This window comes from Bradyrhizobium sp. LCT2, assembly GCF_009931255.1.
In the GTDB taxonomy this organism is placed as follows: Bacteria; Pseudomonadota; Alphaproteobacteria; order Rhizobiales; family Xanthobacteraceae; genus Bradyrhizobium; species Bradyrhizobium diazoefficiens.
Genome location: NZ_CP034432.1, coordinates 8,364,332 through 8,391,076 on the forward strand (window position 1 = coordinate 8,364,332; position 26,745 = coordinate 8,391,076).

The window sequence follows — 26,745 nt, forward strand, 5'->3', positions numbered from 1 at the left end:
GTAGCGGCTCCCAATGAGCGGAGACGATTCCGCTTCTTCGGAGCTGTACCACGCGCACAGTGAGCGGAGCTATGGCTGATTTTGGGTGACGCGGCCTGATCAGGCGGCGTGGCTTTCAGTGTTCGGAATGACTTCGATTCCGTCGATGAACTTTACACCGGCGATGACTTTCGGCAACTGGTTCGTGCTCTTCAATCGCCGCCAGGTCTTCGATGCGGCGTCGATGAGCTTGAACACCATCAGCTTCGCAGTTTGTTGCGACAGCGATCCCTTGGTCCGCACCGTTCGGTGGCGCACCGTGGCGAAGACGCTCTCGATCGGGTTCGAGCTGCGTAGGTGGATCCAGTGCTCAGCAGGGAAGTCGAAGAAGGCGAGCAGCGCATGGCGATCCTTGATCAGGCACTCCACCGCACGTCCGTATTTGACGTGGTATTTCTCGACGAAGACGTCGATCGCGGTTTCAGCTTCGGCCCGGTGTGGGGCCAGATAGATGTTCCGCAGGTCGTTCTTCATGGGCCCTGCACGGATTTGGCGACCTTGTCGAGTACGTTGCTCACTTTATGGCACCAGCATCGTTGGTGCCGCGTGCCGGGAAAGGCCTCGTCCAGTGCCTTCCAGAAGCCGAGGGCGCCGTCGCCGATGGCGAGTTGCGGGGCAATCCGTAACCCGCGTTGCCGCAGGTCGATCAGGAGTTCGCGCCAGCTCTGCGCGCTCTCGCGCACGCCGACCTGGAAGCCGATCAGCTCCTTCTTGCCTTCCGGCGTGGTGCCAATCAGCACCAGCATGCATTCGCTGTGATCTTCCATGCGGGCCTGCAGGTACACGCCATCGGCCCAGATGTAGACATAGCGACGCGCCGACAGATCGCGTCTCTGCCAGCGTTCGTACTCGACCTGCCAATCGGCCTTCAGGCCGGCGATCACCGAAGGCGACAGGTTCGGCGCATCCTTGCCGAGCAGCGCCGAGAGCGCCTCCTGGAAGTCGCCGGTCGAGATGCCGCGCAAATAGAGGACCGGGATCAAGGCATCCAGGCTCTTCGTCCGCCGCGCCCATAGCGGCAGGATTGCCGAACTGAAGCGGAGGCGGTCGCCTGGCCCGCTCGCTCCGCGGTCGCGGACCTTGGGACGAGCGACCTCCACCGGACCGATGCCGGTCGCAATCTCGCGCACCGGACCGTGCCCATGTCGGACCAGGCGCGCTCGACCGTCGGGCAGCGTCAGATTGGCCGTGCTGGCCAGAAACGCGCCAACCTCGATCTCGATCGCCCTGGCAAGCAGGTCCCGCGCGCCGGCACGAACGATATCGGTCAGTGGATCATCAACCGCGGACGGCTGACGGAAAGCAAGAACATTGGTAGTCTCGGTCATGGCGTATCGCTCTCCTCGAGAGGTTCTGGCAGGCTCGTCACCCGCCTCGATACGCCGCCTTCCTCACACCGTCATCACCCAGATTCCGCCATAGCTCCAGTGAGCGTGGTGGTCATCTCTCATGTATATGACCACGACCTCTTACGCTCTCGAAGCAAGCATCGCGCACGTGTGTTGCCCTGTCGCATCACCCTGGAGTACATCGCATCTTCGTCGCTCTGCGCCGCCGGTCTGACTTCTTTTGGCCCTACCGCGGCCAAACGTCTTGACGACGTGCGCTGCCCTGACGCAATGACAAACAAGGGCTGAACGTTGGAGCAATGCAGCAGGGTGTTCGATCCGGAAGAGCTTTCCGTCTGGGAAGCCCTTATGATGGCGCGGCCACCGCGTTACCGCCACATGCGAAATCCGGAGAATCGCACGGCAATCGCCAAACTCATCCTGGAGCGTACAGCGGCTGGCGAGGCTCAACTGGCATGCCTGACGAACTTGTTGATCACCATTTTTCCGCTCAGGGTTGATCCCCCGCCATTCTGAGGATAGTCACCACTCTCGCGCTGGAATGGAAGACGATCCAGTTAGAGCTTTGAAATAGCTTGAATCATACGTGACGTCAGGTTGTAGGCTTTGAAATGAACAACATGAGCAAAGCTACACCACGAAGGCGTCGATGGCGCATTGGCGAACTTGCAGAGGCGACCGGAGTAACGGTGCGCGCGCTGCATCATTATGAACACACGGGCCTCCTAGCAGCCTCAGAGCGTACTGACGGCGGTCACCGAATGTACGACCGCGAAAGCGTGCAACGGGTTCACCAGATTCGGGCGCTACGTGAGCTTGGCTTCTCCCTTATCGAGATCCGTAAAGCTATGGAGGGCACGACCTCACTCACCGACCTGCTGCGCAAACATCTAGAGCGGATAGAACTTCAAGTCGCTCGAACTACTCTGTTGCGAGATCGTTTGCGCAACATGACCATCGACAGTGAGATCCAGGTAAGTGTGGATGAGCTGCCTGCCACCCTGAATGCCATGTCGCGGGTCGAGACGCGTAGTCAGACATCCCGATGCACCTGCAAGTTAGCTGCAGATCGCGAGGAGCGGTGGCGGCGGATCCGCGACGACCTGCGTGATTGTATGGATCGGGGCGAGCACCCTTGCGGCGAGCGGGCAAAGGCTGTCGCAGTTGCAGCACGCCTGCTGATCAGCGAAATCGCCGGCGCGGATTCACGCGTTTCGATGGTCCTGAAGGTACTTGCACGATTAAGCGCCCCCCGCAGTCTGGCTGGTTGGGATCCCAGCCTCATGCAATATCTCGATCTCGCCCTTGGCGGGTTGGAGGATCAGCCGTATTGACGTCCTCATGGTCAGCTCCGCATAGAATTGCCGATCGGTGACTCCCTTCAAAAGGGGGCTTGAACCGCACGTAACGTCAAATTGTAGGCTCTACCGTGGTTGCAATCCGGCCGACCTAACGCACGCTTCGCTTGGCAGGCAACCTCGACTTGCCGGCACGTCTGATCACAGCTGCTGGCGGTTCACTTCAGGTGAACATTGGGAGCTCTACAATGTTAAATGGGCGTAACGCTTCTGCTGCGCCTGCAGCGCTTCTCTTCTGCGCCCTCGCCTCCGCTGTGCTCGGTTCCGAGGTCAGTATTGCCGTGGCTGGCCCAATGAGCGGAAGCAGCGATGCGTTCGGCGCGCAAATGCGCGATGGTGCGGCTGCGGCGTTGGAGGCATTGAACGCTTCGGGCCTAATTCCCGATAGCAGGGTGATATTGAGTGTCGCCGACGATGCCTACGCCCCGAAGCAAGCTGCCGCAGTCACGAATAAGCTCACAACAGAGCGAGTCCGGTTGGTCGTTGGCCATTTTTGTTCCTCTTCGTCGATCCCGGCCTCCGCCGAAGCAGCCATCCTGCAGGTGTCCCCTGGCTCGTCAAATCCTCAGCTAACAGAACGCGGCCTTCTGTCTTTCGGATCTGCGGCCGCGACGACCAACAGGGCACCGTTGCCGCTGAGTACATTCACCGGAACTACCCTAACGACAAGATCGCAGTGTTCGACGACAAGAGCACCGCGGGCAAGGGCATCGCCGACGTGGTTGAGGCACAGCTCAAGAGATTCGGAGAACAAGTCATTCGGCAAAGCTATGTAGCCGGTGAAAAGGATTACAGGGCGTTTGGTCTTAAGAATGAAGAAGGATCGGGTGCGCGTCGCCTATATCGGCGGCTATCGTACCGAAATTGGATTGTTTGTACGCCAGGCATCAGAAGCAGGAGCGGACTCATCGTCATGGCGAGCGATCCGTTGATGACCTCTGAATTCTGGGTCATTACCAGCAGGGCTGGAAATAGAACATTGTTTACCTTCATGCCAGCCCCCGCCAGGAATGCCAATGCACTCGGCGTGGTAGCCCGACTCAAAGCTTCCAACCTGTCCGAAGGCTACACGCTTTACGCCTATGCAGCCGTGCAAGCATGGGCAGAGGCGCTCCTTCAATGCTGCGCGCGTCGCCAGTGCACTTCGTTCACGGCCGATCGATACCGTGATTGGCCCGGTCTGGTTCGGTACAAAAGAAGACAATGCGGCTCCTGGTTTTCTCGTTTACCGCTGGCGCCACGGCCATGTTGAAACTGTCGAGCAGAACTGATTGGCATCAACGCCGCCTTCCCAAGCCCAAAGTGACACGAATGACGAGACGCCCTCAGGACGTTGGAGCAGCGATACTCGCAACCTCTCTTATACTTGCAGCTTTTGGAGCGTTTTTCGCGTTCGTTGGAGCGCTCGCACAGCTACCCGATGTCGACCTGAAGGAGACGCTACGGCCGATGATAGACAAATAGTAGCCGTGCCGAGCTGATCTGGCTCGCAGGCACGGGACCTCTTAAGCGATCTTCAATTGTGCCAGGTTTGGCGCCATGGGCGTTTCTGCGGCCAGGCGGTGAAGGCCCAGGAAGAGGAGAACGCGAAGGTACCGATGCTTCCGGTCGAGCACATGCTCGGTGTGGAGGCGCTTAGCCAACTTCTATCAAAGCAAGGGCCGGACCGTCATCTGCGCATTCTCGTGCCCCAATCACATCGTGCCAGCACAGATCCACGCACCCAAAGAGAACGAACTAAGCGGCCAAATGACGAGCGAGACCTTTTTGAGCGAGAGCATGAAGCAACCAGGACTCGCCAACTATCCCATAATCGGAGATTGATCGAGTGAAGAGTGGCTTTCCTTCAAGACTAACGTGCGGAATTTTCGACCATTTGGATGACGACGGCCGAGATGCCGCACGACAATATGAAGATCGTCTCAAGCTGGCGGAGGTCTGCGATTCTCTCGGCTTCTACGCTTATCACCTCGCCGAACACCACTGCACACCTCATGGCAGAGGGCCCTCGCCGAACCTGTTTCTGTCAAGCGTCGCGCAGCGTACCCGGCGATTGCGGTTCGGTCCGCTCGTCCTGTTGCTCAACCTTTATCATCCATTGCGCGCATTCGAAGAGATCTGCATGCTTGACCAATTGAGCGGCGGCAGGCTCGAGCTCGGGATCGGCCGCGGCTCCCAGCCGATTGAATGTGGCTATTTCGGCATTAGTGCAGAAGCCGCACCAGGCCGTTATACTGAAGCCAGCGAAATCCTGAATATTGCGCTGAAGGGACATACGCTATCTTATCAGGGACACCACTTTGAGCTCAGCGAAGTACCCTTAACCTTGAGGCCTCATCAACGTCCATATCCGCCGACCTGGATCGCGAGCAATCGGGCCGAGTCGGCGCAGTGGGCCGCTGCAAATGGCGTCAATCTGGCGTGCGTAGGCCGCGCCTGTGTTGTCCGGAACGTTACGGATGCCTACCGCGCCCATCGAGCCCACAGTACAACCCCACACGGCCGCGAGCCATTTCTCGGGCTGGCCCGCATGGTCGTGATTGCGCAGTCTGACCAGGACGCTCATGCGGCGGCCGAAACTGCGTATCGACGATGGCTGGAGAGCTTCAAGTTTCTTTACGAGCTGAATGCCATTCCGACACCGCCCGCCCTTCCGCTGACCTTCGATGCAGCACTTGAGAGCGAATTGTGCGTCGTCGGAACGCCAGCTTCCGTCCGACAGCTCCTTCTTAACCAGATGGAAGAGGCAGGTGCCAACTACTTGCTTTGCCAGCTTGCATTCGGAAACCTTCCGCTGGAGATTTCCCTGTACACCGCAACGGCAATCAAAGCTGAAATTCTCGATAGCTTTGGCGGATAGTGTCTAGATTGGGGAATCATATACTTGGCAAGTAGACCGACGCACTGAGGTTCTATCCGAACGCTGATTGCCATTTTGGTTGTCGTTTGCCCTACCGCACAGGCGATCATCAGCCTCAATGGCAGCGATCAAGCGGTCAATTTTTCTGACTGAGCTTTTCGACACTGAAACTCTGCTTTCGAAGGGAATTCTTCATTGTGAGCGCGCTTTGCGCAATGAACTTTGTCGGCATGGGCGGAACTGGCGGCGGTGCCGTCTACGTCGGCAACGGCAAGATTGTCGCGATGGACGTTGGAAACCTTCGCATAGGGGCACCTACATCGAGCAATGCGGTCGCATAAAGGGGACTGTCAACCTATATGCGCCAACCGGCGGTATGCAGTCGATCGTTAATAAGCCGAATTGGGCTGAACTGGACAGTTGAGCGTTGGCCAGAGTGAGAGCAGGAAGAGGGACAAAAGGTCTCTGAGCCAAGCCAGGACACGGCGGAGGTTGTGGCCAACGGCCGAGAGGAGAACGTTAGCGGCATCTCCGGCGCGGCCTTTGAGATAGCAGCGGCCAAGGTGACCTTCGTTCTTCATGTGTCCGATGATGGGCTCGATGGCGGAACGGCGGCGTAGCTCGCGCTTGATGACGCCGAAGACGCCGCGCTTCTGGCCCGAGATGAAGACTCGGCGGGGATTTTGTGTGTCGTGGCCGCGATATCCCTTGTCGACATAGGCCCGTTCGATCGGGCAGCCGGTGAGGCTCTCGGTGCGCTCGATGACGTCGCGAAGGGTGTGACCGTCGTAGGGGTTGTCCGGCAGCGCGCAGGCGTGGAGCACGAACAAGCCGCCGGGAGCTCTTTGGTTGTTGGTGACGATGGATGCCTTCACGCCGAACTCATAGGGCGCGGCGGCCTTGCCCTTGCCGATGCACTCGACCTCCGGAGCATGGAAGGAATACAGCTTGAAGCCGCGCTGGCGCTGCTGCTGCGAGCGGATCTGGGTGGCTCGGCTCAGCGGCAGGGCGAATGCCTCCTCCAGTGCGGGCTGGCCCTCGGTCTTGCGGCGAATGTCGCGGATGATCCGGCCCAGCCGGCTGCGCAGAAGGCGCAGCTGTCGCTGATGCCGGTTGAATTGTTTGGCATGAGCGTAGCGGCCCGCCATCATTGCCGCGCTTTTGGCCACGCGAATATAGGATTGCCGGAGCCTGACCCCGTGCTTCCTCGCCAGGCGGTTCAACCCGCGGATCGCTGCATGCAGCAGCTTGGCGTCGGTCGGAAAGCTGATGGCCTTCGGTTGGACGGTCGTGTCGACCGTGACCCGCTTGAGGTCCTGGCTGCGCAACGCACCGCTCGCGTGCGCCACCCGAAGGCTCTCGGCCAACAACCGCTCCAGCTTGTCGCCGAGCCGCTTGCGCCAGTGGCTCAGGTCTGAGCGCTCATGCGGGAAAACGTGCTGGAAAAACTCTTCGCCTGTGAAGAACTGGAAGTACGGATCGTGGACCCAGCGCTCGCACACCCCCTCATCGGACAGGCCGTAGATGTGCTTGAGCAGCAGCAATCCGATCATGAATCGGGTCGCGATACCCGGCCTGCCGTTGTCGCTGTAGAGCGGCGCGATCTCGCCGTCGATCCAGTTCCAATCGACCCTGCCGGCGAGCAGAACCAGCTCGTGTCGCATGTTGATGATCTGGTCCAGCCGGGACCGGAACAGATCGTTCGAGCCTGTCGTCCTGTGCTTCTTTGGTCGCATCGGTGCCTCCGATGCAGCACAGAATCACGGTTCGCAGCGGCAGGGAAATCCAAAATCGAAATTGCAGGGTTTTGGGCTGTGAAGCCTCAATCCCCTGCAATCTCAAATGCCGTCGCAACCGGAAAACAGACTCCCAATCAAGTGCTTGGAGGCTTGTTCACGGACAACTATGCAGGTACCGGCAGACAGCAGATGGAACCTGACGCTCGATTGGCCTGCCAACTTCTCAGATGGGAAGCCACAGGCGCTCATGGTTGAGGGTAGCCCGGTACACGTCATACTGAAGTGGCCGGTCATCAACGAATCAGCAGGCTTGCCTGAAAGCCCTTAAGCTCACTGAACAAGACGGCGGAAAAAATCTAACTAACGCGCTTTCGATGTAGGCGATGAGATTACTCGCGTTCGCCATCCACGAACTGGATGCATCCCATCGACACTTTCAATTTTACAGATTTCAGCCAAATACCCATAAGTCGATCGCCGGTTTCCGGAAAGCACATTTCACGAATGTCGTGTGACAATGGATCCTTTTTGTTTTCAGCATAGTCGCAGGCCAATTCAAGCTTCTCGTGGCTACATCCCCAACGACACCGCTCAATCTTTGAAATGCGCGGATGGCCAATCGCAACGTCTGGCGCGCAATCGATCGCGTTGTCGCCTCCCCCTTTGCCATCATACTAAAGGCCTCCAAAAAGATCGGCTCTCACGCACACTGTTTGGCCGGGTAAATGCGTGCGCTGCATAGAACTCGGGCAGGCGAACTGCCCTCTACACCGGTGCGGGCTGGACTTGTTGCCCTGACCAGGCGGGCAGCGTCGACAATCCGCCGCTGTCGCGGCCTCCAAGCAAAGCAGTACAGTCAGCTATCTAACTACCTTAAGTGCAAGACACATATCCTCCGGCCAGGACGAGGCACTGATGTCGATCCGTGTGATGAGACCAGCCTCGCGATCTTACTGTCCGCCCCCGTACGTCGTGTGATCGTGGATTCTCACTCTGCTCGCGTGCTCAGCTTTCGTCGGTGGGCGGCGCCCACACCCGCTTCCTACAGACTGACGTCCCCCTATCTCATTCTACGCGCCGCCGCTCTTGGAACATATCAAGACGCGGTTATGCCTTGTCAGCAATCCTTGCATCACCATCGGACCGAGTGGTGGACGTGCGCGATCTGCCGGTCTTGGATCTCAGCGCGCACAGCTTCCAGGAGCCCGTCCGCACGCTCAGCATGCCAGGCATCTCCAGTCAACGATCGCGGAGACAAACTTCAGTCGTATGTAGCGGATGTTGGTTCTGGGTTGCCTGGCATGGGCTGGGCCATCAATGTCTGGCATGATGAGAAGTCCGGTTTTGGGCCAGCTAACGGCGCATCTTCAGCAACAGCTTCGTCCAGCGCCAAGCGCTCTGTATGGCACTCCGGCTCGCGAGCCCTCTGGTTACGTCTCGATCGCTATGCCTCGCGGCAAGAAATCCCGCAGCAGTTTGGGCAGCCGCTTCTCGACTTGCCGTCATCAGCGGCGTCCCAGCTGGTTGGAGTCACTGCCATTGCCCGACGCGCTCGACCGGCTCGACAGTCCAATCAAATGACGGGTCATCTACAACGCTGTTCGCAGCGCTCTATACCCTCGATTCCGGCTTTGCGATCCAGCGGCACATGCCTGCCACCCTCTCTCCTCGGCGACCGTGCGTGCGCACCATGCCTGGTGCAGCAGCCATTCATTCTAGCGTCGCGTCTGCCGTCTCGCGAACGGGGAAGCACGACACAACCGTTACCCAGCCTGCCCTGCATTTAACTACTCTGGAGCAACACCGTGGAACTTGACCCCTCCAATTCACGCATACAGGACCTCGAGAATCGCATCGACCTTCAACTCGACATCGTGGCTGCCCTCATAAGCGAAGAAGGCAACGAGCTCGAAGCGATCCGACTGCTTAACGCACTCACAAACCAAATGATTACGGCGGAACTGGAGCTCGGCCAGCCCGGCGACACGAGAACCGCTGGCCGCGCTGGCGACCGGCGAACAGCGCGACTGTCGCGAGACCGTGGCGTTTACGACCCCGAAGACCTTCAGGTTTTGGGACGTCTTCTCGATCAGGCAGTGGCGGCATTACCGGCAGTGCTGCGAACTCCCGCCAACCAATTGAAGATCGCCAAACTAATTCTGTCACGTGCAGCAGCGGGCTGAGATTTCATTTGGCTTTTTCTCGAAACGTTTATCGCTGGGCTGAAAGTCGTGCTACGGCCGTACGCATCAGGGATCGACGGCTCGGGGTTTCTGGGCTCACCGTCCCGTAAGCGCGCCGCTTCCGCTGGCTTTCCATACCGCAACTGCTCGCTACCATGTTCGAAAGCAGGCGCCCCTATTAAACCACCTCGCGCCGGAGATGCCACAGCTACATTCGATCCAGCTAGACCTTGCTGTTCCTCGAGCACCTGATAGCTATGGTGTCTTATAAGGCTCACGCGTCGGCAGCCTGCCGGCCAGAAATGCCCCCTGCAATACAGGTCAGTACACGTTCGCGAAGATCCATCGACAGCGGCTTCGCCATGCCCGCCGGCCTCCCGTCCGGCCAGACGAATGCGCGAGCGGGAACAAGATCTGATCGATGCCCATCAGACGACGATCCTGACTCTGCTGGTATCGGCTTCGCGCTTACCCACGGTCATTCGCGATGGACGACCGGAAGCCCCCTATTCTTCAGACGCGCCGCGTCAAGACAGCATCGTGCGCGAGCCTGCGCCAGGTCAGAGATGAAATTGAGATTGCGCGGCAGCTTTCGGCGGAGGTCAATGCCGTCTCCATTGGCTCATTGCCAATCCTTTTGACGCTCGTCAGCTTCTCGAAAGCTCACTCTCTTAGCATGGGAGAGCGGATGTCTAGACGACGGCGATGCCGCCTATCCATCGTAATGGAGCACCCGATGCTCGGAATAACGGCAAGCGTGGCTGGCGCCATTTTGCCGGCAGCTCGGAGGCTGCACTCCACACGAGCCTTCGAAACGCTTCTCTGGAGGTCGCAATGCAAATGGCCTCCGTCGAACTAGGGCTCGAGCCGACCTTTTAAAGGAGGAACAGAATGGATTTCAACTCAATCAGCCCAACGAACACGAGCCCGCAGCCCGATTCACCATCACCGCCCGCGGACCCAGCGGGCTTTGAGCACCTGCTGAGCGAGTTCGAAGGTAGTGCTCCGCCACGTGCTGCGGGGTCTCCCGTGCAGCAGGGCGAAGCCTACTCGCCATATCTGGACGCCGGGCATCCCTATTCGCAATACTTGGAGTCGGGGCATCCCGATCCATCACTGTTGGATTGGGACGATGATCTATATGCGCCGGCTGCGCCCTCCCCCGGGCCATTGGTGGCCGACAGGGAAAGCTCTCCGCAACCCGGCTCGCAGCAGCCGATTGCTCAAGCCATCGCGGAACTCCCCGAGTTCGATCCTGAGCTGATTTGGCAGCATGTGGAAGCCGGCCCATCGCAGGCTGGACCATCGCAAGCCGGGCCGTCGCGAGCCGGGCCGTCCTCGTCCGCCGGGGCTGCGCTGTTGGAACTCACAGATTTCATTCCAGAAAACGAACGTTTTATAGCCGACCTCTGGGTCTTCTTGCCCCATACGGCCTCGGATGCGCAGATCAACATATTAAGCAGGGCCGGACTCTTGCCTACCAATACCTCCCCGACCACAACTTTCACCATGCTGGGTATGCCCCACACGGCCGAATTGCGACAAGATGGGCTTGTTAGTGTCAAACCGTCGCTGAACGCAGGCGCTTGGCCTGGACAGCCGCACGGCGACGCGCCCACCGAATAGGTATGCCATAGCCCAGCCCGCGGCACGGGCATAGCCGTGCTGCCAGCAGACCTTCGGGACGTCGTCGACGGCAGGAGCATTTGGCGACGTCCTTTCGGACGGCGTCGTCACCCTATGGACGCAGCTTGACGCTTTGCCGAATCGCCACGGCATGAGGTCTTCGATTCCGACCTCATGCCCGGCACAAGCAGATCGGCCGGATGGCGTTTTCGACCGGATTGGTGTCGAGCTCGAGACGACCGTCGTCGAGGAAGCGGGTCAGTCCCCGCCAATGATTGAGCGTAGCGGATGTTATCGGCGAGCAGAGCGTGCTCGCAGGTTCGATGATCCGTTCCACTCGCGGAATGGGCAGGCAAGCAGCCGCGATTGCGATGAGAACCTTGATCAGGATCGCTCTGCGATCGGCCCTGGATGACCGTCTCGGCTCTTTCCTGCGCCGCGTCCAGGATGCCTTGCGCGATCTCCACGTCTTCGAGCGGCAAATGGTACTGATCTGGCCGCAGCTTCTCGGACTTCGAACCGAACTTTTCGCGTCGCAATTCGCCGAGGATGACCTCCAGCCGACGCCGGGCCTCCTCCGACGCCGCCAGTGCCCCCCTGATGCTCGCTCAAGGCCGCCTGCGTTTGCGCCAAAAGCGCCTTCAGGCGTTCGTTTTCATCGCGCAGCGCCGCGATGCTCATGCGCTATTTCGAGCACATCGTCGCCGCGCATGCCACGTTCAAAATAGTTTCCGAGTCATTCTGTCGCAGTCATCCCGCCGCTTGCTGGCGTCGTGTTTCCTCCGGGCGGACCAACCTCCAATCCAGACCCTCGAATAAGGCCGCGAACATCGCCGGCGACATGCGCATCACGCCGTCCGCGATCGCTGGCCAAGCGAATTGCAACCTTCAAGGCGTTTGTTCACCAACACCAGGCCCGTTTGGTCCCAGACCAAAATCTTGATCCGGCCCGCTCGTTTTGATCGGAACACGAAGGCTGCGCCACTGAATGGGTCGAGACGAAGCATCTCCTGAACCTTCGCCGCAAGCCCATCGTGGCCACAGCGGAAGTCGATCGGCCGCGTCGCGATGTAAATCTTCAGATCGGCACCGGCCGCGATCATCGTGACGCTCGCACTGCGCGGATCACCGAGACAGCTGCTTGGCATCATTGGCCGTATCCGTCGGCAGCACGACATCGCCGATCTCGATCTCAAGCTGATCGCCGGAACGTGACGCTCCTCCAACGCGCTTTCCACGACCAGCGGTGCGAATGTCGACTGCAATGCCTCGCACGGCCGCAACATGCCCCGCTGTCGAAACCGCGTCGCCAATCGTAGATCTGCCAGCGCGTCGCTCCGTGCTTGCGTGCCACCTCGGACACCTGGGCACCCGGTAACAGACTCTCGGCGGCGGTCCGAGCTCGCTCAGCATCGGAACGCACGCGACGTCCCGAGGGCCCTTCAAGAACCGCCAGCCGGCTCACCGACCTTGCCGACGAGCCGTCCAAATGGACGTCCTTTTTTGCTGTTCAATCCCATCCAAACCTCCGTTCCAAGTGGGAGGCTTCTTCGCACATTCGTTCTACTCTGAAGCCAGGGTATCGGCTTCGCGCTTACCTCTGCTGTAGGCCACGCCCGATATCACCATCGAGGAATTGCGCGATAGCTTGAGCAAACAAGGCCTATCCCTTGGTTATGGCACGATCCGCCGCTTCTTCGAGCGCCACGAGATCGCGCGTAAAAAAAATCGCCCATGCCACAGAGCGGGATCGCCCGGATGTCTTGACGCGGCGCGAGGCCTGGCGTGAGAGCCAGGACAAGCTCAATCGGAACCGGCTGATGAGACCTGGGCATCGACCAACATGGCGCGAACACATAGCCGTTGCCAGCGCGGCGAACGGCTGCGGGCCAGCGTTCCTCACGGCCATTGGAGAACAACTACCTGCGTAGCCGCTCTAACCACACGCGGCATCATCGCACCTTGGGTGCTCGATGGTCCCATCAACCGCGATGCCATCGAGACCTATGTCGAAAAGGTGCTCGTCCCCGAGCTTCCAACCGATGCCATCGTGATCATGGACAACCTCTCTAGCCACAAAGGGCCGCGTGTCCGCGAGATGATCGAGGCTGCCGGCGCAACGCTCCTTTATCTTCCGCTCTACAGCCCCGTTCAACTCTAGAGAACGCCTTCGCAAAGCTCAAAGCAAATCTGAGAAAGGCTGCCGAATGCACTGTAGAGCTGGCTCCGGAAATCTGGACAGGGCGGTAAGTGGAGTTTCTGCCTGACGGCGGACAAGATTGTCCCGCGAATCAGGAGAGACGATGAGCAGACGAGCCCGCCGGCAACACGCACCGGCATTCAAGGCCAAGGTGGCGTTAGCGGCGATCAAGGGCGAGATGACGCTGGCCCAGCTGGCTGAGCATTTCGACGTGCACCCGAACCAGATCACGCAGTGGAAGTCCCAGCTTCAGGAGGCGGCGGCCGAGGTGTTTGGTCCTGGCGGTGGCAACAGAACGAGCGAGTCCGCGGTAGACGTGAAAACGCTGCACGCCAAGATCGGGGAGCTGACGCTTGAGAACGATTCCTAAGAAACAGCATCGCCGACGTTCGGCTCCAAGGGCTGGAGAACGAAGCCGAATGCCTTGGCACGCCGATGCAAATTGTTGACCACTCGCGTCCGGTAGCGCGTCTCGTAGGACGAGGCCCCGGGATCGACATAGTCCATTCCGTATCGCACAGCATTGTAGAACAGAACTGCGATCTTGCGGGCCGTGGCGGTCACTGCCTTGGCCTTACCGATGCGCGATGAAAGTCGCCTGTAAAAGGCGCCGAGCGCAGTATTGGTGCGTCCGACGGTGACGGCAGCAAGGCGCAGAAGCGCCGCCGCCCGGCCGCCGGATCGGCGCGTTCGGGACGAGAGCCTTTTGCCGCCGGAGACCTTGTTGCTCGGCGCCAGTCCTAGCCAGGAGGTAAAATGCTTTGCACTTGGCCACGAGGAGAGGTCGTCACCGCATTCAGCGATCAGCTTCAGCGAGAGGTAAGGACCGAGGCCGTCGATCGTGGTGATGTCTTTTCCCAGCAACGCGAATAGCGCCTCGCGGACGTCGAAAGCTAGAGCGTTCGCCTGATCGGTTCGATTCCGACGCAGCGAGGCCGGCGGTGCTGGTCCATGACCACGACCGCGATGGTTGCTCAGTTCCTTCAACACGGCTTCGATCCGGGCGTCGCAGGCAGATGCCTTCTCGTGGTAGGTGTCGTAAAGCGCAAGTGCCTGCTCGAGCGCAAACAGATGCTCGGCGCGGTAGCTCCCGGTGAGCGCCTTCGCAATCGTCTCGGCACTGGAGTGGCAACTGTAATGGCGCAAGCACGCCAGCGCCTCGGGATCGCGCTCGCCGGCAAGGATCGCGCGTATGATACGCAGGCCGGTCGCGCCGGTGATGTCGGCGACGACGTGGTGGAGCTGAAGATTCATCTCCGTCAAGGCCTTCTGCATATGCTGGATGTGTGAGGCCGCGTACTCCAGCAGACGCTCGCGCTGACGCACGTAGGCTCGCAGCTCGGCAATCTGCCCTTTGGGCTGAAAGCTGGCCCGCAGCAACCCGAATGAATGGAGCCGCTGCAGCCATTGCGCATCGCTGACATCGGTCTTACGCCCCGGCACGTGCTTGGCATCCCGCGCGTTGACAAGAAACACCGTAAATCCCCGGGCATCGAGAAGCTCGAAAATTGGAATCCAGTAGACGCTGGTCGATTCCATGACGACGGTCTCGACGCCGCATTCCGTAAACCAGTCGACCAGCCGATGCAGATCGGCCGTGAAGGTACCGAAACTGTGGACTGGCTCCGGTGCGCGATCTGCCCTAACGGCCGCCATATGCATGGTGGCGCCAACGTCGATGGCAGCCGCGTTCGGGTGCACCATCGGCATCTTACCGCCGTCCTTCGACTTCGATCTTTTGGGATTCATCTGTAGTTCCTCCTGACTCCGGCGGAAGGGCTGGGCTGCGCAATTCATTCAAATTCCTAAACGGGATCGCCGAGATGGCGTCACCACTCTCAAGTGCGCAACAGCCCATGGACCAGGTTTTTTGACGGGGTCACGTGCCACCAAAATCGTATCGGCCGCTCCCTTCCGGCCGCAGTCTAGCGGTTGCCCGTTTCTATCCCACAGGGGGCGCGCAGCGTCGCGCATAGTTTTTTAGAAGGCGCGCTCAGCAAAGCCGGCCTGCTGAGCGCAAAGCGATGATCGACCGTGAGCACGACCTGCCGATCACCAAACAGGCGGAAGTTTTGAAGATCAGCCGTGGCAGTATCTATTATCTACCACGTCCGGTGTCGCCCGCCGACCTCGCGATCATGCAGCGGCTTGACCGGCTGCACCTGGAGTTTCCTTTCGCCGGTTCGCGAATGTTGCGAGACCTGCTGGCTGCCGAGGGGTGCAAGATCGGCCGCCGGCATGTCAAAACGCTGATGCGGCGGATGGGGATAGAGGCGCTCTATCGCCGGCCGCGTACCACCAAGCCCGAACCCGGGCACAAGATCTATCCGTATCTGCTGCGCGGGATGGAGATCACACGCCCGAACCAGGTCTGGGCGATGGACATCACCTACATCCCGATGGCGCGCGGCTTCGTCTATCTCGCGGTGGTGCTGGACTGGTTCAGCCGCCGGGTGCTGTCGTGGCGCGTCTCGATCACTATGGAAGCCGCATTCTGCGTCGAGACGCTGGAGGACGCTCTCGCTCGCCATGGCAAGCCGGACATCTTCAATACCGACCAAGGCTCGCAGTTCACGGGCGCCGCGTTCACCGGCGTGCTCGCCAGTCATGGCATCGCCATCAGCATGGACGGTCGGGGCGCCTGGCGCGACAACGTGTTCGTCGAGCGTCTGTGGCGCAGCATCAAATACGAAGAGGTCTATCTGCGCGCCTACGACACCGTGTCCGACGCCCGCGCCTCGATCGGCCGATACCTCGCCTTTTACAATGGCCGGCGTCCCCACTCGAGCCTTGACGGCGGCACCCCCGATCAAGCTTACTTCAGCCCGCTGCCGTTCCGCGCGGCAGCCTAACTCTGGCAGAAACTCCACTTATCGACGCGGAATTGCTGTTCAGACAACCGGGGCCAGCTCTCTGTCGTGCGGTCTCTGGGACGCTATCGACCGCATCATCGACACTTACACGCCCGCAGAATTCTCAAACTACTTCGCTGCCGCAGGATATTTGCCACCCGACCGGCTAACGCTCTAGTGGGCCTCACCTGGAGCAAACCGCACTGAGAGCAGGAGGCCATGCGCAGGGTCGAACAACAGGACGACGGGCCGCGGGCGCATGGCAGAAAGAAAACAAGTAGCGTTCGGAACACGCCACATGATTCCAAAAGCGGCATGACAACCGGTAACAACGCGTGCTCGCTTAAAGCGCCTTTGAATTATTCGAATCGCGCCTGGCAATACGACGGTCATCGGAACTTCAACAAACATCTATAAACTTCATTGAAGCGCCGAGAGCGGCTCGATAGGCAAGCGGGCTGCGGCCCTGATGTCCTACTTGCTGGGACAAGCCACGGACCCTCGGTTAGCTTTTTGCATGGTACTTCCTTGTATCAGGACATCGAGGAGTGTTGAGATGGATCAGTTCTCATCCGAGCAAGTGCAGGTGCGAGATGCTATCGTGAGCGTCGCATTTGATAAAGCTTGGCGCTTCATCGAGAAGGATCCGTTGCTGGCGCATAATCTCAAGACGGTCCTTCATAGCCGACTGCGAACTTTCCTTGAGTGTTCGATAAGGAACGGCGAACGGAATACTTTGAATCTTGCAAACGAGGCGATACGCAAGTTGCGGGCTGAACTGGCGCCGTCGAGCGAGCAATAAGGCGCTTGCACCTCTACTGCCAGGTGGGTTTGGCTTCGTTAAGGCTCTTGGGAATCTTATGCGGCAGGAAAACAACCGGGTCAGAGCGTGGTCCAGCTGACCTTCCTCCACTCATGTTCTGCCCCGCTGGAGACGAGCACGTTCGGGACGACTGTTGGCTGTGCAGCTTTTCTGGCGACCCGCTCCTTCTGTCGCTAACTAGCTAGCGCCAAAGCCAGGCTGGGCCAACCTGTTCCGTGCATGTTCGCGGTTCAGAGAGTTCGGCAAATGACCGCTGATCGAGGACGCGTCTCGGGCGCTGAGGCTCATCCTTCCGGCAGGAAGCTCATGAGCGATGCGGTGATGGTCGATCACAGACCTCGATCGCTTGTACCTCCGGACCTACTACAAGTGTAGCACGATGTTCCTCAATCTCTACTTCGATCGAGGGGCGTCAAGAAGCCGATGCGGCTGCGCTTGACGAGGCTCTTCCTTGAAGTTGCGCAAGCTCGTGCCGAGCCCAAGGTCAGGAGAGAAAACGGTATGCCTTTCCTGGCGCCAGGGAATAATAATAGCGCGGCTGTGCAGCCTCGTCGCCGACTTGCTCTAGATTCCACTTTACTGGCCTCGCCAAACACCTCGCAGCATTTTGTCGCATCACAGGCCATCACGAACGGATCGCATTCAAAGAAGGACCTGCGCCAAGCGACCACTGTCAGGCCGCAGCATTTCGGTCAAGGCAGTGCATGGCAAGTTGCGCGGCTCACAATCTGACGCGGCGTGCGATTGGCCCCATTTCTTTCGAAGACATGTTGTGCCGCAGTTACAGCAATTCGCGATCATATTGTTAAACGCACGGCGCCGGGGGGCATCGAAAGGAACGACACTCGAATGAAGACTTTTCTGATTCTGACCGCAAGCATCGGCGCACTCAGTGCGGCCGCTCCCGCATTCGGCGCGGACTTCGCCGGCCAGCCCGTCAAGATCAAGGCGCCCCCGCTGCCGGTCGCAGTCCCGATTATCGATTGGTCCGGCTCCTATATCGGTGTCAATGGCGGCTGGGGAACGAGCCGCAATTGCTGGGATTTCAATGGCGTCACTCCCGAGGGTTGCCATAATTCGACTGGCGGCACCATTGGCGGCCAGATTGGCTATCGTTGGCACATCTTCAAAACGGTCTACGGCATCGAAGGCCAGGGCAACTGGGCCGACTTCAGCGGCTCCAATGTCAGCACCGCCTTCCCAACAGATACTATTGGCACCAAGACAGATGCGTTCGGTCTGCTCACCGGCCATATCGGCTACGCGTTCAATGCTGTGCTGCTTTACGCCAAGGGCGGTGCTGCGGTGACCAGCAACACCTATCACGTCAACTCGGTAGCTACTGGCACCGAGATTGCCAAAAACAATGATGTGCGTTGGGGTGGCGCGCTGGGCGCCGGTGCCGAAGTCAGCCTCACGCCGGACTGGTCAGCTGGCGTCGAGTATACCCACTTGTTCATGCAGCGCAGCAACGTAAGCTTCCCACCGGCCCTTGGCGCCGATCGCGTCCACCAGGACATCGATCTCATCACGGCACGGCTCAATTACAAGTTTGGCCCGGCGTTTGCCAAATAGTGATCTCCACGCGATTGCGTAAATCGGGGGCCCCGACCATGGTCGGGGCTCTTTCTTCAGACGCTCCTCTCCCTCGGGGCATCCCTGCCGCACTTCCGAAGCACCAGGCCCGAGCTCGGCTAAGCCTGGATCACCGGCTGGATGGAACGACGCCGCCTGGCCCCCAACGCTGGCGGACCAGGTCAGTCGATTCGACACGTCGTCGACGACTATGGGGCTCCACAACCTGAGGCAGCGTGAGGTTTGAGAGTCGATCGTTAATAAGCCGAATTGGGCTGAACTGGACAGTTGAGCGTTGGCCAGAGTGAGAGCAGGAAGAGGGACAAAAGGTCTCTGAGCCAAGCCAGGACACGGCGGAGGTTGTGGCCAACGGCCGAGAGGAGAACGTTAGCGGCATCTCCGGCGCGGCCTTTGAGATAGCAGCGGCCAAGGTGACCTTCGTTCTTCATGTGTCCGATGATGGGCTCGATGGCGGAACGGCGGCGTAGCTCGCGCTTGATGACGCCGAAGACGCCGCGCTTCTGGCCCGAGATGAAGACGCGGCGGGGATTTTGTGTGTCGTGGCCGCGATATCCCTTGTCGACATAGGCCCGTTCGATCGGGCAGCCGGTGAGGCTCTCGGTGCGCTCGATGACGTCGCGAAGGGTGTGACCGTCGTAGGGGTTGTCCGGCAGCGCGCAGGCGTGGAGCACGAACAAGCCGCCGGGAGCTCTTTGGTTGTTGGTGACGATGGATGCCTTCACGCCGAACTCATAGGGCGCGGCGGCCTTGCCCTTGCCGATGCACTCGACCTCCGGAGCATGGAAGGAATACAGCTTGAAGCCGCGCTGGCGCTGCTGCTGCGAGCGGATCTGGGTGGCTCGGCTCAGCGGCAGGGCGAATGCCTCCTCCAGTGCGGGCTGGCCCTCGGTCTTGCGGCGAATGTCGCGGATGATCCGGCCCAGCCGGCTGCGCAGAAGGCGCAGCTGTCGCTGATGCCGGTTGAATTGTTTGGCATGAGCGTAGCGGCCCGCCATCATTGCCGCGCTTTTGGCCACGCGAATATAGGATTGCCGGAGCCTGACCCCGTGCTTCCTCGCCAGGCGGTTCAACCCGCGGATCGCTGCATGCAGCAGCTTGGCGTCGGTCGGAAAGCTGATGGCCTTCGGTTGGACGGTCGTGTCGACCGTGACCCGCTTGAGGTCCTGGCTGCGCAACGCACCGCTCGCGTGCGCCACCCGAAGGCTCTCGGCCAACAACCGCTCCAGCTTGTCGCCGAGCCGCTTGCGCCAGTGGCTCAGGTCTGAGCGCTCATGCGGGAAAACGTGCTGGAAAAACTCTTCGCCTGTGAAGAACTGGAAGTACGGATCGTGGACCCAGCGCTCGCACACCCCCTCATCGGACAGGCCGTAGATGTGCTTGAGCAGCAGCAATCCGATCATGAATCGGGTCGCGATACCCGGCCTGCCGTTGTCGCTGTAGAGCGGCGCGATCTCGCCGTCGATCCAGTCCCAATCGACCCTGCCGGCGAGCAGAACCAGCTCGTGTCGCATGTTGATGATCTGGTCCAGCCGGGACCGGAACAGATCGTTCGAGCCTGTCGTCCTGTGCTTCTTTGGTCGCATCGGTGCCTCCGATGCAGCACAGAATCACGGTTCGCAGCGGCAGGGAAATCCAAAATCGAAATTGCAGGGTTTTGGGCTGTGAAGCCTCAATCCCCTGCAATCTCAAATGCCGTCGCAACCGGAAAACAGACTCCCAATCAAGTGCTTGGAGGCTTGTTCACGGACAACTTGAGATCGCTTATCTCGATGAGCGTTGCATCTGCGATTTGGCCGAAAGTGCCATGCTGAAGTTGCCAGAAGCTGGAAGCAAAAATTTGGCAGTTGGTGCTCGTTCCATTCGACTGATGAATTCAAAGAACATTGAGGCGAATAGCCATAACGATCGCTTGAATCCGGCTGGTCGCACCCAGTTTTCGCATCGCATTCTTGATATGAAAATTGACTGTATTCTCGCTGATTCCCAGGATCATTCCAATTTCCCATGACGATTTCCCCTCCGCCACCCACCGCATGCAATTTACCTCCCGCTGAGATAGTGCCACTTTTCGGTCGCAACCATTATTGGAGGGACGAGCGATCTCGCTATAGGCAGTGTGAAAGTTCCAGGCCAGCGCATTGAGATGACCGATGTGGTCCTGAGGATCAGCATCATCGGATGCAGATGCAAACGACACCACAGATACCCGACCCAACGGGCCGAACAATGGCACGCTCATACCATGCTTCAGGCCCGCCTCTCTCGCCTCGTCCAGTACGCGTCTCTCGTCCGGTTGAAGTTGATAGTGGGCGGCGAGTTGATCCCACAAAAATGGCCGCGAAAGCATCGGCGTCCGGCGGACCACCGGATCGATAGTATGGTACTTGCGTTTGAAGTATCGGTCGCACCAGTCTGGCGGCCACTTCACAGCCACAGTCGGAGGTGGACACTCCGCCAGCCGAAGTGGCTCGACGAAGTTGAGAGCGCCGTAAGCGACTTCGCTGAACCCTTCCTCGGTGGCACAGCTTACAAGGAGCTCGAACAGCGGTTTGAGCGAATGCGTCTGGTTCGCGCATTCGGTGAAGCTAAAGAGATCCATGATGGGCGCCTCAGAACGCCGATCAAGCTCGCTGTCACTGTGTTCGATTACGCTTGTTTCAGGCAGAGCTAAATTCCATTCCATGACCTGAACTCTTGGGTTTGTTCTTCGTGAAGTCTGAGCGCTCGCACGCTGCGTCAGACGCCATTCCCGAATTGCCCTGCCGCTGGCTGCGCCGGCATGATCGTCCCGTCAAACAGCCGAGATGCCGCCACCATCCCTGGTCCGAGCGGCACGCCGCAATCGAAGCGCCGTTGTACATGCGAAGTGATCGGTCCAGCTCGCAGATGACGCACTGGCCAAATCGGAGATCACCGCGCCGTCGTCCATGTTGATGGTCTGGCAGTGATAGAAAGTCCGAGGGCCCTGGCGACTCAGCTGGCGAGGCGAACCAAGCAGCACGAGCGGCTACAGGCCCGGCTCTGTTCAGATTGGATGGCGAGAAACTAAGGTCCTGTCCGAACGACGCTTCGCATTGTCTCAAGGCCGAGCACGAGGAGATCCTGGGCACTGAGCTCCGCGATACAGGTAAGGTAGAGCACGCCGATGCACTTGGCGGTCCCGGACTCGACCTGCGCGTTGTCGGTATCCATTCTCTGCTTGCCGACGAAGACAACAGGAGCGTCATTTTTCTTCCCGATCTTGCGAATTGCCATCGCAAACAGTTGGCTGATCCTCCGCCCTATGACGGCGTCGGTGACGCGATCGATGAGCAACACGGAACAGCCGAAGCCAGACCCCTCGCATGATTGGCCGGCGTCTCAGCGGGCCCGTCCGGCAGGTCCGGCGAAAATGAATCGAAGGGGCAGAAAATGGCCACGTCAAAGGCGCAATGGGAGATACGCGCGGTCGCGAGATCTGCTTGATGTAGAGGACACTTTGCATGCGCATCTCCAGAAGGGAGGACCCCGGGGGTCGGACAGCAAGTGTCATACCAACTGTTGATTTCGTGAAAATCAACCGTCGGGACAAAGGCTTGAAAGGCGGACGGTTGGTTGCAAAGTAAGTGCATTGAAGCAATCATGACATAAGGAGGAAAGGCGACAGCGCCATTTGCGCGAGCCGCGGCACGAGTTGGCGGGAGGGTCAATGTCGAGCGGGGCGGGCGAGCAGGATGAGGCGTACGCCGATCTCGTCTATTGTGTGCGAGGCAGCTTCAATCAAGCGCGCAGTAGCTGCAGGACCAAGAGCGCCTGATGGACGGCATAGGTACGGTCGTGCAGATCGATCCAGGGGGCGCATTCGGTTTCCTCAAGAGCGATAGGGGCCATGAGATCTACTTCAATTGTATCAGTATTCTAGTGCTCATCTTCTCGGTGACCGTCACTTTGCTCGTGACCGTGCTGACCTTCCTGCTTGTTAGCCGCCTGATCGGCCGGCCGGAGGCGAATTGAACGACAATCCCCACTCGCTCTGGGTCTATCTTTCACAGTCGCCGCTACTCTGGCTGACTGCCACGTTGCCGGTCTATGCGATCACGGATGCGCTATCCTTGGCAACGCATCGCCATCCACTTGCGAACCCGGTCCTGCATGCAATGTGGATTATCAGCCTGTTTTTGCTTCTGACCGGCACTTCCTACACAACCTATTTCGCCGGCGCGCAGTTTGTACATTTCCTGCTCGGGCCTGCGACAGTCGCGCTCGCCGTGCCACTCTATCAAAATCGCAAGCTTGTTACCGCGGCGATCGTTCCGATGTTAGCCGCCCTGGTTGTCGGCTCAATCACAGCGGTGACATCGGTCGTTCTGCTTGCCGAAGCCGCGAGGCTCCCCCGGGAGATTATCCTGTCCCTCGCACCGAAGTCCGTCACGGCCGGCGTTGCAATGGGAATCAGCGAAGCGCTCCTGTCGGCTCCCGGCCTTCGCGGCGCCGCGCCCGCGTCTCGCAGTCCGCCTCTAGGCTATGACGGGCTCCCGCTCGACGCATCATGATTTCGAGCCGACCGCATTGAGGTCGACTTCGGCCAATGTCTCGCCAGGCTTGCTCCGCCTGGGAGGCGGCGGCTCGTGCTTAGTGCAATCGACCACCAATTTCGTGAAAGGCACGATGTCGAGGCCGCCGCTCGCATCCTCGAGCGCCCTCATGTATTCGTCGCGCCGGTCGACGGGAACGATGGTCCAGGGAATTCCCGCCGACGCGAGCATCGAGTTCATGATGAAACGACCGGTCCGCCCGTTGCCGTCGGGCAGGGGATGGATGAACGTGAAGATGAAGTGCCCCAGGATCGCGCGCACGCGCGGATCCTGTTCGGCCTTCAGACATTCGAAGAACGATTCCATCGCGTCCGGCACGGTTTCCCAGTTCACGGGCGTGTGTCGGGAGCCGCGGATATGCAGAAAGTGCTGTCGGTACCCCGCCATATTCTCCGGCTTGACGATGCCGGCCGCCAACGACGGCTGAAAGAGAGCGCGATACCAATTGAGGTGTTCGCGCTCGACGACTTCCTCCGCGGATTCGCCGTCGAGAATGCGGGCGACCGCGGCGCGTACTTCTTGGAACGCGTCCCAATATCCCTTGGCGGCGAGCGCGTCGCGTTGCTGCCGGTCGTCCGCGTCGCCGTCCGGATTCCAAGATCCCTGTCGGACCTTTTCGATGAGTTGCTCGGTCACCGTGTAGCCCTCGATCGACAACGAGTGGTACGCGTCCGAGGTGTACCGATCGTCGATGGATGCCAGGTATCCGTCGCGATCGTTGATCCTTCGGGGCTCGACGTCGAAGTTCTGCAGTACCTTGTCGCGCATCTCCGCCCACATCAGTTTCACGCGGGTCGCGATGGGAGACACCGGGCGGGTGACGGATAGCTGCGTGCTCACGGGGCCCTTGAAGGGATCGGCGTCCTCCCGGACTTCGTGTCCGGCGCGCTTCATGGTGGCGACGATTTCGTCCGCTGCGCGCGCGTTTCCCAGAAGCCTGTAGGCACCCGCCAACCGGCCTGCCGCGAGCACGTAGCCTCCGGCCAGCAGGGCATTCAGGATCGTGGTGGTGCCTCTGATCGAGCCGAGCAGGGCGATGACGTCGTTCTTGTTGTTCTGCCAGAACGTGGGCGAAGCCAAGCATAAAGCGTCCGCCTGCGAAAAGGCGCGCATACCTGCGACCTCGACGGCCGACGTTGGAAGCTTCGGCACTCTGAGCAAGTACAGAGAATTGTTGTGCAGCAGATCGAGCCGTTGATTGTTCGCAGCCGGCGAATGCACGATGACCTGGGGTGGGACGTTCAAATTCTCGGCATGGAGGACGATCGAAGCTTCGGGAGATACCACCCAGTTCTTGTCGAACCGGTCGTCGAGGTACGCCCGGCAGAACTGCCAGAACGACGAATACCATGAGGTCGTGTCGCCGGGCTTCTCGCCGGGACAGACCATCAAGACCCATCCTCGGATGATCTCGCTCAGAAATCCCGCTTCCGATAGCCGTTCGCGGTCGGCTCGACCCAGCTCGGCGAGTTTGAAGACCCGCCTATCGCCGTTCTTGCTGAGTTCGCGCAGATTGCTCAGAGAGCCCGCGAGTTTTTCGTTGAGGCTCGCCATGCGATTTTCTCCCAGGGGGCGGGTGCGGATGATCATCGCCACGCATTTGGCGACGTCGGCTCACACTAGTTTCATGTCGTTCAATTACACTAGATTTGCGTTGTTCGGTTACGCTACTTTCGCATCGTTTATTTACACTAATCCGGCGCCGTACGGAAACACTAATTTAGTGCCGTGTAATTGCACTACTTTCGCGTCGATCGACTTTGCTAATTTGGTGATGAGCCCGAACAAGCCGTTGTAACTTCTGTTGTATATTGCACCAATTTTCCGGTTCCTGACACATTGCGCTCGAAACGGGCTCGCCGAGAATTTTCTCGACCCCCTTGTAATGTCACACCATGTGATACATATTGGAACCATGACGATCACGATACGGCCAGACTTGAAGATAGCTTTGTTCGGTGAGGAGACGACGGTCTCCCTGCCGACTACCCAGGCTGCCGTATTCCTCAGCCACAACGATCGCGACCACCAGCACGCCGCCGACTTGGCGCGGCTCATCGCGGTGCTGACCGTCGACGGAACGCTGGGAAAGAAACACTTCTGGTCGACCATCAGTCATTCCGACATCAAGCCGTCGTCGCTGCTGGTGTCTGAAAAAGCCGAGGTCTGCGACGTCGCCCGTGCCGCAGCCACGCCGTTCTGGCGCGAGCACGCGCAAATCGACGAAGCGTACATTTCGCGCAAGAAGATCGATGCCATCCGCGACGAGGTCATCGACCTCTGGAAGAGCATCCTGCCGAGTCCGGTCATCGTCGCCGGACATCACGATTTCCCGGAAAACGCTCCTGCGGAGCCAGATTCGGACCTGTACTTTTGTCTCCACCACGAGATCGCGCACGTGCATCTGTCCGAGGCGGATGTCCAGCGCATCGAGCTCGCTGTCAAGCAAGCCATCGAAAAGCGCGTCCGCCTCATCCAGAGGTTCGTCTTCAAATGGACCCGCGCATACCTGTGCGACGACGACGCAGTGCGCGTCGCGATCCACTGCTACCGCGTTAGAACCGGGATTTCTCCTCCTGGGATCGACCCGAACCGGACGACCTTTTCGTCCAGCTCAGCATCGATCTCAATCTCCGAGGAGAACTACCATGAATACGTTCGCAGACCAGCGAACAGAGGACGTTTACAGCGGCCGACACCGTATGGATGTGCCCGCAAGCGTCGCAGCCAGAGCCGCCAGGCAAATCGACATCCTGCTCGCAGCCGACAAGCTCGAGGACTGTCGAATTGCGGGACACGGACGCATCGCAAAGCGTCGCAACACCACGCCGCCCACCTTCTGCTGCAACACCGAAGGCCGGTGGTGGGTGACGTTCCAATGGCAGCATGAGAAGGCTGTCAACATCGCGCTTGAAGACACTGGCTAAGACCACCGAGGCCGACATGACCGAACGACGACCGACAAATCCGGGTGAGGTGCTCCGCGAGGATTTCCTCACCCCGAGCGAAATCACTCAGGACCAACTCGCGGAAGCGATGGGCGTGTCGCGATTTCGCGTCAACGAAATCGTCAACGGCAAGCGGGCGATTACCGCCGAGACCGCGATCCTGCTGAGCAAGGCGCTCGGCACGTCGGCGAAATTGTGGATGAACCTGCAGATGGCTGTCGATCTGTTCGATGCCGAAAAGAAACTGGGCGGCGCGGCCGATGCGGTTCGCCGCCTAGTGCCGGCGACCGATTTCATAACGGAAACGCCGGCCTAACCGACCCGCTGCGCCGAAATCGCGCGGCGGCGAGGTTGGCCTCGGACCGGACTCATTTCGCGGTGGATCCAAAGCGGCTTCGGCGGCCTGATCGACGCGTTCGAGCCAGATGAGCTCCAGCGCGTCGCGGGCGCCCTTCGGAATGTCGTCGAACGACGCGCATCAGGCCTCCCGCGGCCGAGGGAATTCTCGCCGGTCATGGCGGCGTCTTTCCACACGGTTCTGTTGGTCAGCAGCGAGGTGAGCGCCGTGAACATCGCGAACCGTGGGCAACCTACAGTT

At 59.6% G+C, this 26,745-nt stretch carries 21 protein-coding genes and 8 pseudogenes; 16 read left to right on the forward strand and 13 right to left on the reverse strand.

Annotation, left to right across the window (positions count from 1 at the left end; all coding sequences use genetic code 11):
* Positions 1-99: 99 nt before the first annotated feature.
* Positions 100-1,367, reverse strand: a pseudogene (locus tag EI171_RS39460) (IS256 family transposase).
* Between the two features lie 330 nt (positions 1,368-1,697).
* Between EI171_RS39460 and EI171_RS39465 the strand changes: the two are divergent.
* The 5 genes from EI171_RS39465 to EI171_RS39480 all read left to right on the forward strand — a co-directional run bounded on the left by EI171_RS39465 (position 1,698) and on the right by EI171_RS39480 (position 5,606).
* A complete protein-coding gene (locus tag EI171_RS39465) occupies positions 1,698-1,904 on the forward strand; it encodes a hypothetical protein (RefSeq protein ID WP_246740387.1) in 207 nt (68 codons plus the stop codon).
* 104 nt (positions 1,905-2,008) lie between these two features.
* Positions 2,009-2,722, forward strand: coding sequence for a MerR family transcriptional regulator (locus EI171_RS39470; RefSeq protein ID WP_179879918.1), 714 nt, complete (start codon positions 2,009-2,011; stop codon positions 2,720-2,722).
* Positions 2,723-3,072: 350 nt separating this feature from the next.
* On the forward strand, positions 3,073-3,522 hold the full coding sequence (locus EI171_RS46200; protein WP_245448782.1) for an ABC transporter substrate-binding protein: 450 nt from the start codon (positions 3,073-3,075) through the stop codon (positions 3,520-3,522).
* Positions 3,423-3,998: an ABC transporter gene (locus EI171_RS46205; RefSeq protein ID WP_246740670.1), complete on the forward strand. Its 576-nt coding sequence runs from the start codon at positions 3,423-3,425 to the stop codon at positions 3,996-3,998. The genes EI171_RS46200 and EI171_RS46205 overlap by 100 nt, the downstream gene beginning before the upstream one ends.
* A 576-nt stretch (positions 3,999-4,574) precedes the next feature.
* Complete coding sequence (locus EI171_RS39480; RefSeq protein WP_161536462.1) at positions 4,575-5,606, forward strand: LLM class flavin-dependent oxidoreductase; 1,032 nt, start codon at positions 4,575-4,577, stop codon at positions 5,604-5,606.
* A 389-nt stretch (positions 5,607-5,995) separates the two neighbouring features.
* Here the strand turns inward: EI171_RS39480 and EI171_RS39485 are convergent, their stop codons facing one another.
* The gene (locus EI171_RS39485; protein ID WP_161532315.1) at positions 5,996-7,342 is read right to left on the reverse strand and encodes an IS5 family transposase; all 1,347 of its coding nucleotides are present in this window, start codon (positions 7,340-7,342) and stop codon (positions 5,996-5,998) included.
* A gap of 1,808 nt (positions 7,343-9,150) precedes the next feature.
* On the opposite strand from EI171_RS39485, the gene EI171_RS39490 reads away from it, so the two are divergent.
* Both EI171_RS39490 and EI171_RS39495 read left to right on the forward strand, forming a co-directional pair.
* The gene (locus tag EI171_RS39490) at positions 9,151-9,528 is read left to right on the forward strand and encodes a NolY (RefSeq protein ID WP_097668512.1); all 378 of its coding nucleotides are present in this window, start codon (positions 9,151-9,153) and stop codon (positions 9,526-9,528) included.
* A gap of 891 nt (positions 9,529-10,419) precedes the next feature.
* The gene (locus tag EI171_RS39495) at positions 10,420-11,154 is read left to right on the forward strand and encodes a hypothetical protein (protein WP_161536463.1); all 735 of its coding nucleotides are present in this window, start codon (positions 10,420-10,422) and stop codon (positions 11,152-11,154) included.
* Between the two features lie 178 nt (positions 11,155-11,332).
* Here EI171_RS39495 and EI171_RS46210 read toward each other — a convergent pair.
* The 4 genes and pseudogenes from EI171_RS46210 to EI171_RS46925 form a co-directional block, all read right to left on the reverse strand.
* Positions 11,333-11,545: pseudogene (locus tag EI171_RS46210) on the reverse strand (transposase); the annotation flags it as partial.
* 13 nt (positions 11,546-11,558) lie between these two features.
* Positions 11,559-11,693, reverse strand: a pseudogene (locus EI171_RS46215) (transposase); the annotation flags it as partial.
* A gap of 309 nt (positions 11,694-12,002) precedes the next feature.
* The gene (gene tnpB / locus EI171_RS39505) at positions 12,003-12,257 is read right to left on the reverse strand and encodes an IS66 family insertion sequence element accessory protein TnpB (RefSeq protein WP_202633234.1); all 255 of its coding nucleotides are present in this window, start codon (positions 12,255-12,257) and stop codon (positions 12,003-12,005) included.
* Between the two features lie 89 nt (positions 12,258-12,346).
* Positions 12,347-12,619, reverse strand: coding sequence for a transposase (locus tag EI171_RS46925; protein ID WP_371740344.1), 273 nt, complete (start codon positions 12,617-12,619; stop codon positions 12,347-12,349).
* 153 nt (positions 12,620-12,772) lie between these two features.
* On the opposite strand from EI171_RS46925, the pseudogene EI171_RS46220 reads away from it, so the two are divergent.
* A pseudogene (locus EI171_RS46220) lies at positions 12,773-13,395 on the forward strand (IS630 family transposase); the annotation flags it as partial.
* Between the two features lie 62 nt (positions 13,396-13,457).
* Positions 13,458-13,718 (forward strand): annotated as a pseudogene (locus EI171_RS39520) (transposase); the annotation flags it as partial.
* Positions 13,719-13,720: 2 nt separating this feature from the next.
* Here the strand turns inward: EI171_RS39520 and EI171_RS39525 are convergent.
* Positions 13,721-15,103, reverse strand: coding sequence for an IS110 family transposase (locus tag EI171_RS39525; protein WP_161533276.1), 1,383 nt, complete (start codon positions 15,101-15,103; stop codon positions 13,721-13,723).
* A gap of 227 nt (positions 15,104-15,330) precedes the next feature.
* Between EI171_RS39525 and EI171_RS39530 the strand changes: the two are divergent.
* The 3 genes and pseudogenes from EI171_RS39530 to EI171_RS39540 form a co-directional block, all read left to right on the forward strand.
* Positions 15,331-16,206, forward strand: a pseudogene (locus EI171_RS39530) (IS3-like element ISBj3 family transposase); the annotation flags it as partial.
* 556 nt (positions 16,207-16,762) lie between these two features.
* On the forward strand, positions 16,763-17,008 hold the full coding sequence (locus tag EI171_RS39535; protein ID WP_097668612.1) for a hypothetical protein: 246 nt from the start codon (positions 16,763-16,765) through the stop codon (positions 17,006-17,008).
* Positions 17,009-17,878: 870 nt separating this feature from the next.
* The gene (locus EI171_RS39540) at positions 17,879-18,604 is read left to right on the forward strand and encodes an outer membrane protein (RefSeq protein WP_097669885.1); all 726 of its coding nucleotides are present in this window, start codon (positions 17,879-17,881) and stop codon (positions 18,602-18,604) included.
* A gap of 257 nt (positions 18,605-18,861) precedes the next feature.
* On the opposite strand, the gene EI171_RS39545 is transcribed toward EI171_RS39540, so the two are convergent.
* From EI171_RS39545 to EI171_RS39555, 3 genes are all read right to left on the reverse strand, one after another.
* Positions 18,862-20,208: an IS5 family transposase gene (locus tag EI171_RS39545; RefSeq protein WP_161536466.1), complete on the reverse strand. Its 1,347-nt coding sequence runs from the start codon at positions 20,206-20,208 to the stop codon at positions 18,862-18,864.
* A 290-nt stretch (positions 20,209-20,498) separates the two neighbouring features.
* Positions 20,499-21,224 (reverse strand): LuxR family transcriptional regulator, encoded by a 726-nt coding sequence (locus tag EI171_RS39550; RefSeq protein WP_161537168.1) that lies wholly within the window; start codon positions 21,222-21,224, stop codon positions 20,499-20,501.
* Positions 21,225-21,670: 446 nt separating this feature from the next.
* Positions 21,671-21,943 (reverse strand): hypothetical protein, encoded by a 273-nt coding sequence (locus EI171_RS39555; RefSeq protein WP_202633063.1) that lies wholly within the window; start codon positions 21,941-21,943, stop codon positions 21,671-21,673.
* A 477-nt stretch (positions 21,944-22,420) separates the two neighbouring features.
* Here EI171_RS39555 and EI171_RS39560 point away from each other — a divergent pair, with 477 nt between their 5' ends.
* Together EI171_RS39560 and EI171_RS39565 are read left to right on the forward strand one after the other, a co-directional pair.
* The gene (locus EI171_RS39560) at positions 22,421-22,618 is read left to right on the forward strand and encodes a hypothetical protein (RefSeq protein WP_161536467.1); all 198 of its coding nucleotides are present in this window, start codon (positions 22,421-22,423) and stop codon (positions 22,616-22,618) included.
* Positions 22,615-23,100, forward strand: a pseudogene (locus tag EI171_RS39565) (LrgB family protein); the annotation flags it as partial. The gene EI171_RS39560 and the pseudogene EI171_RS39565, both read left to right, overlap by 4 nt.
* 51 nt (positions 23,101-23,151) lie before the next feature.
* On the opposite strand, the gene EI171_RS39570 reads toward EI171_RS39565, so the two are convergent.
* Positions 23,152-24,753, reverse strand: coding sequence for a Fic family protein (locus EI171_RS39570; RefSeq protein WP_161536469.1), 1,602 nt, complete (start codon positions 24,751-24,753; stop codon positions 23,152-23,154).
* A 334-nt stretch (positions 24,754-25,087) separates the two neighbouring features.
* Complete coding sequence (locus tag EI171_RS45130; protein WP_202633064.1) at positions 25,088-25,744, reverse strand: hypothetical protein; 657 nt, start codon at positions 25,742-25,744, stop codon at positions 25,088-25,090.
* Positions 25,745-25,847: 103 nt separating this feature from the next.
* Between EI171_RS45130 and EI171_RS45135 the strand changes: the two genes are divergently transcribed.
* Both EI171_RS45135 and EI171_RS39580 read left to right on the forward strand, forming a co-directional pair.
* Positions 25,848-26,126, forward strand: a complete 279-nt coding sequence (locus EI171_RS45135; RefSeq protein WP_202633065.1) for a hypothetical protein — start codon at positions 25,848-25,850, stop codon at positions 26,124-26,126.
* 16 nt (positions 26,127-26,142) lie between these two features.
* On the forward strand, positions 26,143-26,463 hold the full coding sequence (locus tag EI171_RS39580) for a HigA family addiction module antitoxin (protein WP_210202972.1): 321 nt from the start codon (positions 26,143-26,145) through the stop codon (positions 26,461-26,463).
* Here EI171_RS39580 and EI171_RS46930 read toward each other — a convergent pair.
* Positions 26,422-26,723, reverse strand: a pseudogene (locus EI171_RS46930) (hypothetical protein); the annotation flags it as partial. The gene EI171_RS39580 and the pseudogene EI171_RS46930 overlap by 42 nt on opposite strands.
* Between the last annotated feature and the right edge of the window lie 22 nt (positions 26,724-26,745).

Coding starts and splice junctions, on each gene's coding strand:
- EI171_RS39545 (WP_161536466.1), bottom strand. CDS start 20,208: ATGCGACCAAAGAAGCACAGGACGACAGGCTCGAACGATCTGTTCCGG.
- EI171_RS39470 (WP_179879918.1), top strand. CDS start 2,009: ATGAGCAAAGCTACACCACGAAGGCGTCGATGGCGCATTGGCGAACTT.
- EI171_RS39570 (WP_161536469.1), bottom strand. CDS start 24,753: ATGGCGAGCCTCAACGAAAAACTCGCGGGCTCTCTGAGCAATCTGCGC.
- EI171_RS39560 (WP_161536467.1), top strand. CDS start 22,421: ATGGACGGCATAGGTACGGTCGTGCAGATCGATCCAGGGGGCGCATTC.
- EI171_RS39535 (WP_097668612.1), top strand. CDS start 16,763: ATGGATCAGTTCTCATCCGAGCAAGTGCAGGTGCGAGATGCTATCGTG.
- EI171_RS39495 (WP_161536463.1), top strand. CDS start 10,420: ATGGATTTCAACTCAATCAGCCCAACGAACACGAGCCCGCAGCCCGAT.
- EI171_RS46200 (WP_245448782.1), top strand. CDS start 3,073: ATGCGCGATGGTGCGGCTGCGGCGTTGGAGGCATTGAACGCTTCGGGC.
- EI171_RS39525 (WP_161533276.1), bottom strand. CDS start 15,103: ATGAATCCCAAAAGATCGAAGTCGAAGGACGGCGGTAAGATGCCGATG.
- EI171_RS45135 (WP_202633065.1), top strand. CDS start 25,848: ATGAATACGTTCGCAGACCAGCGAACAGAGGACGTTTACAGCGGCCGA.
- EI171_RS39485 (WP_161532315.1), bottom strand. CDS start 7,342: ATGCGACCAAAGAAGCACAGGACGACAGGCTCGAACGATCTGTTCCGG.
- EI171_RS39580 (WP_210202972.1), top strand. CDS start 26,143: ATGACCGAACGACGACCGACAAATCCGGGTGAGGTGCTCCGCGAGGAT.
- EI171_RS39550 (WP_161537168.1), bottom strand. CDS start 21,224: ATGGATCTCTTTAGCTTCACCGAATGCGCGAACCAGACGCATTCGCTC.
- EI171_RS39540 (WP_097669885.1), top strand. CDS start 17,879: ATGAAGACTTTTCTGATTCTGACCGCAAGCATCGGCGCACTCAGTGCG.
- tnpB (WP_202633234.1), bottom strand. CDS start 12,257: ATGATCGCGGCCGGTGCCGATCTGAAGATTTACATCGCGACGCGGCCG.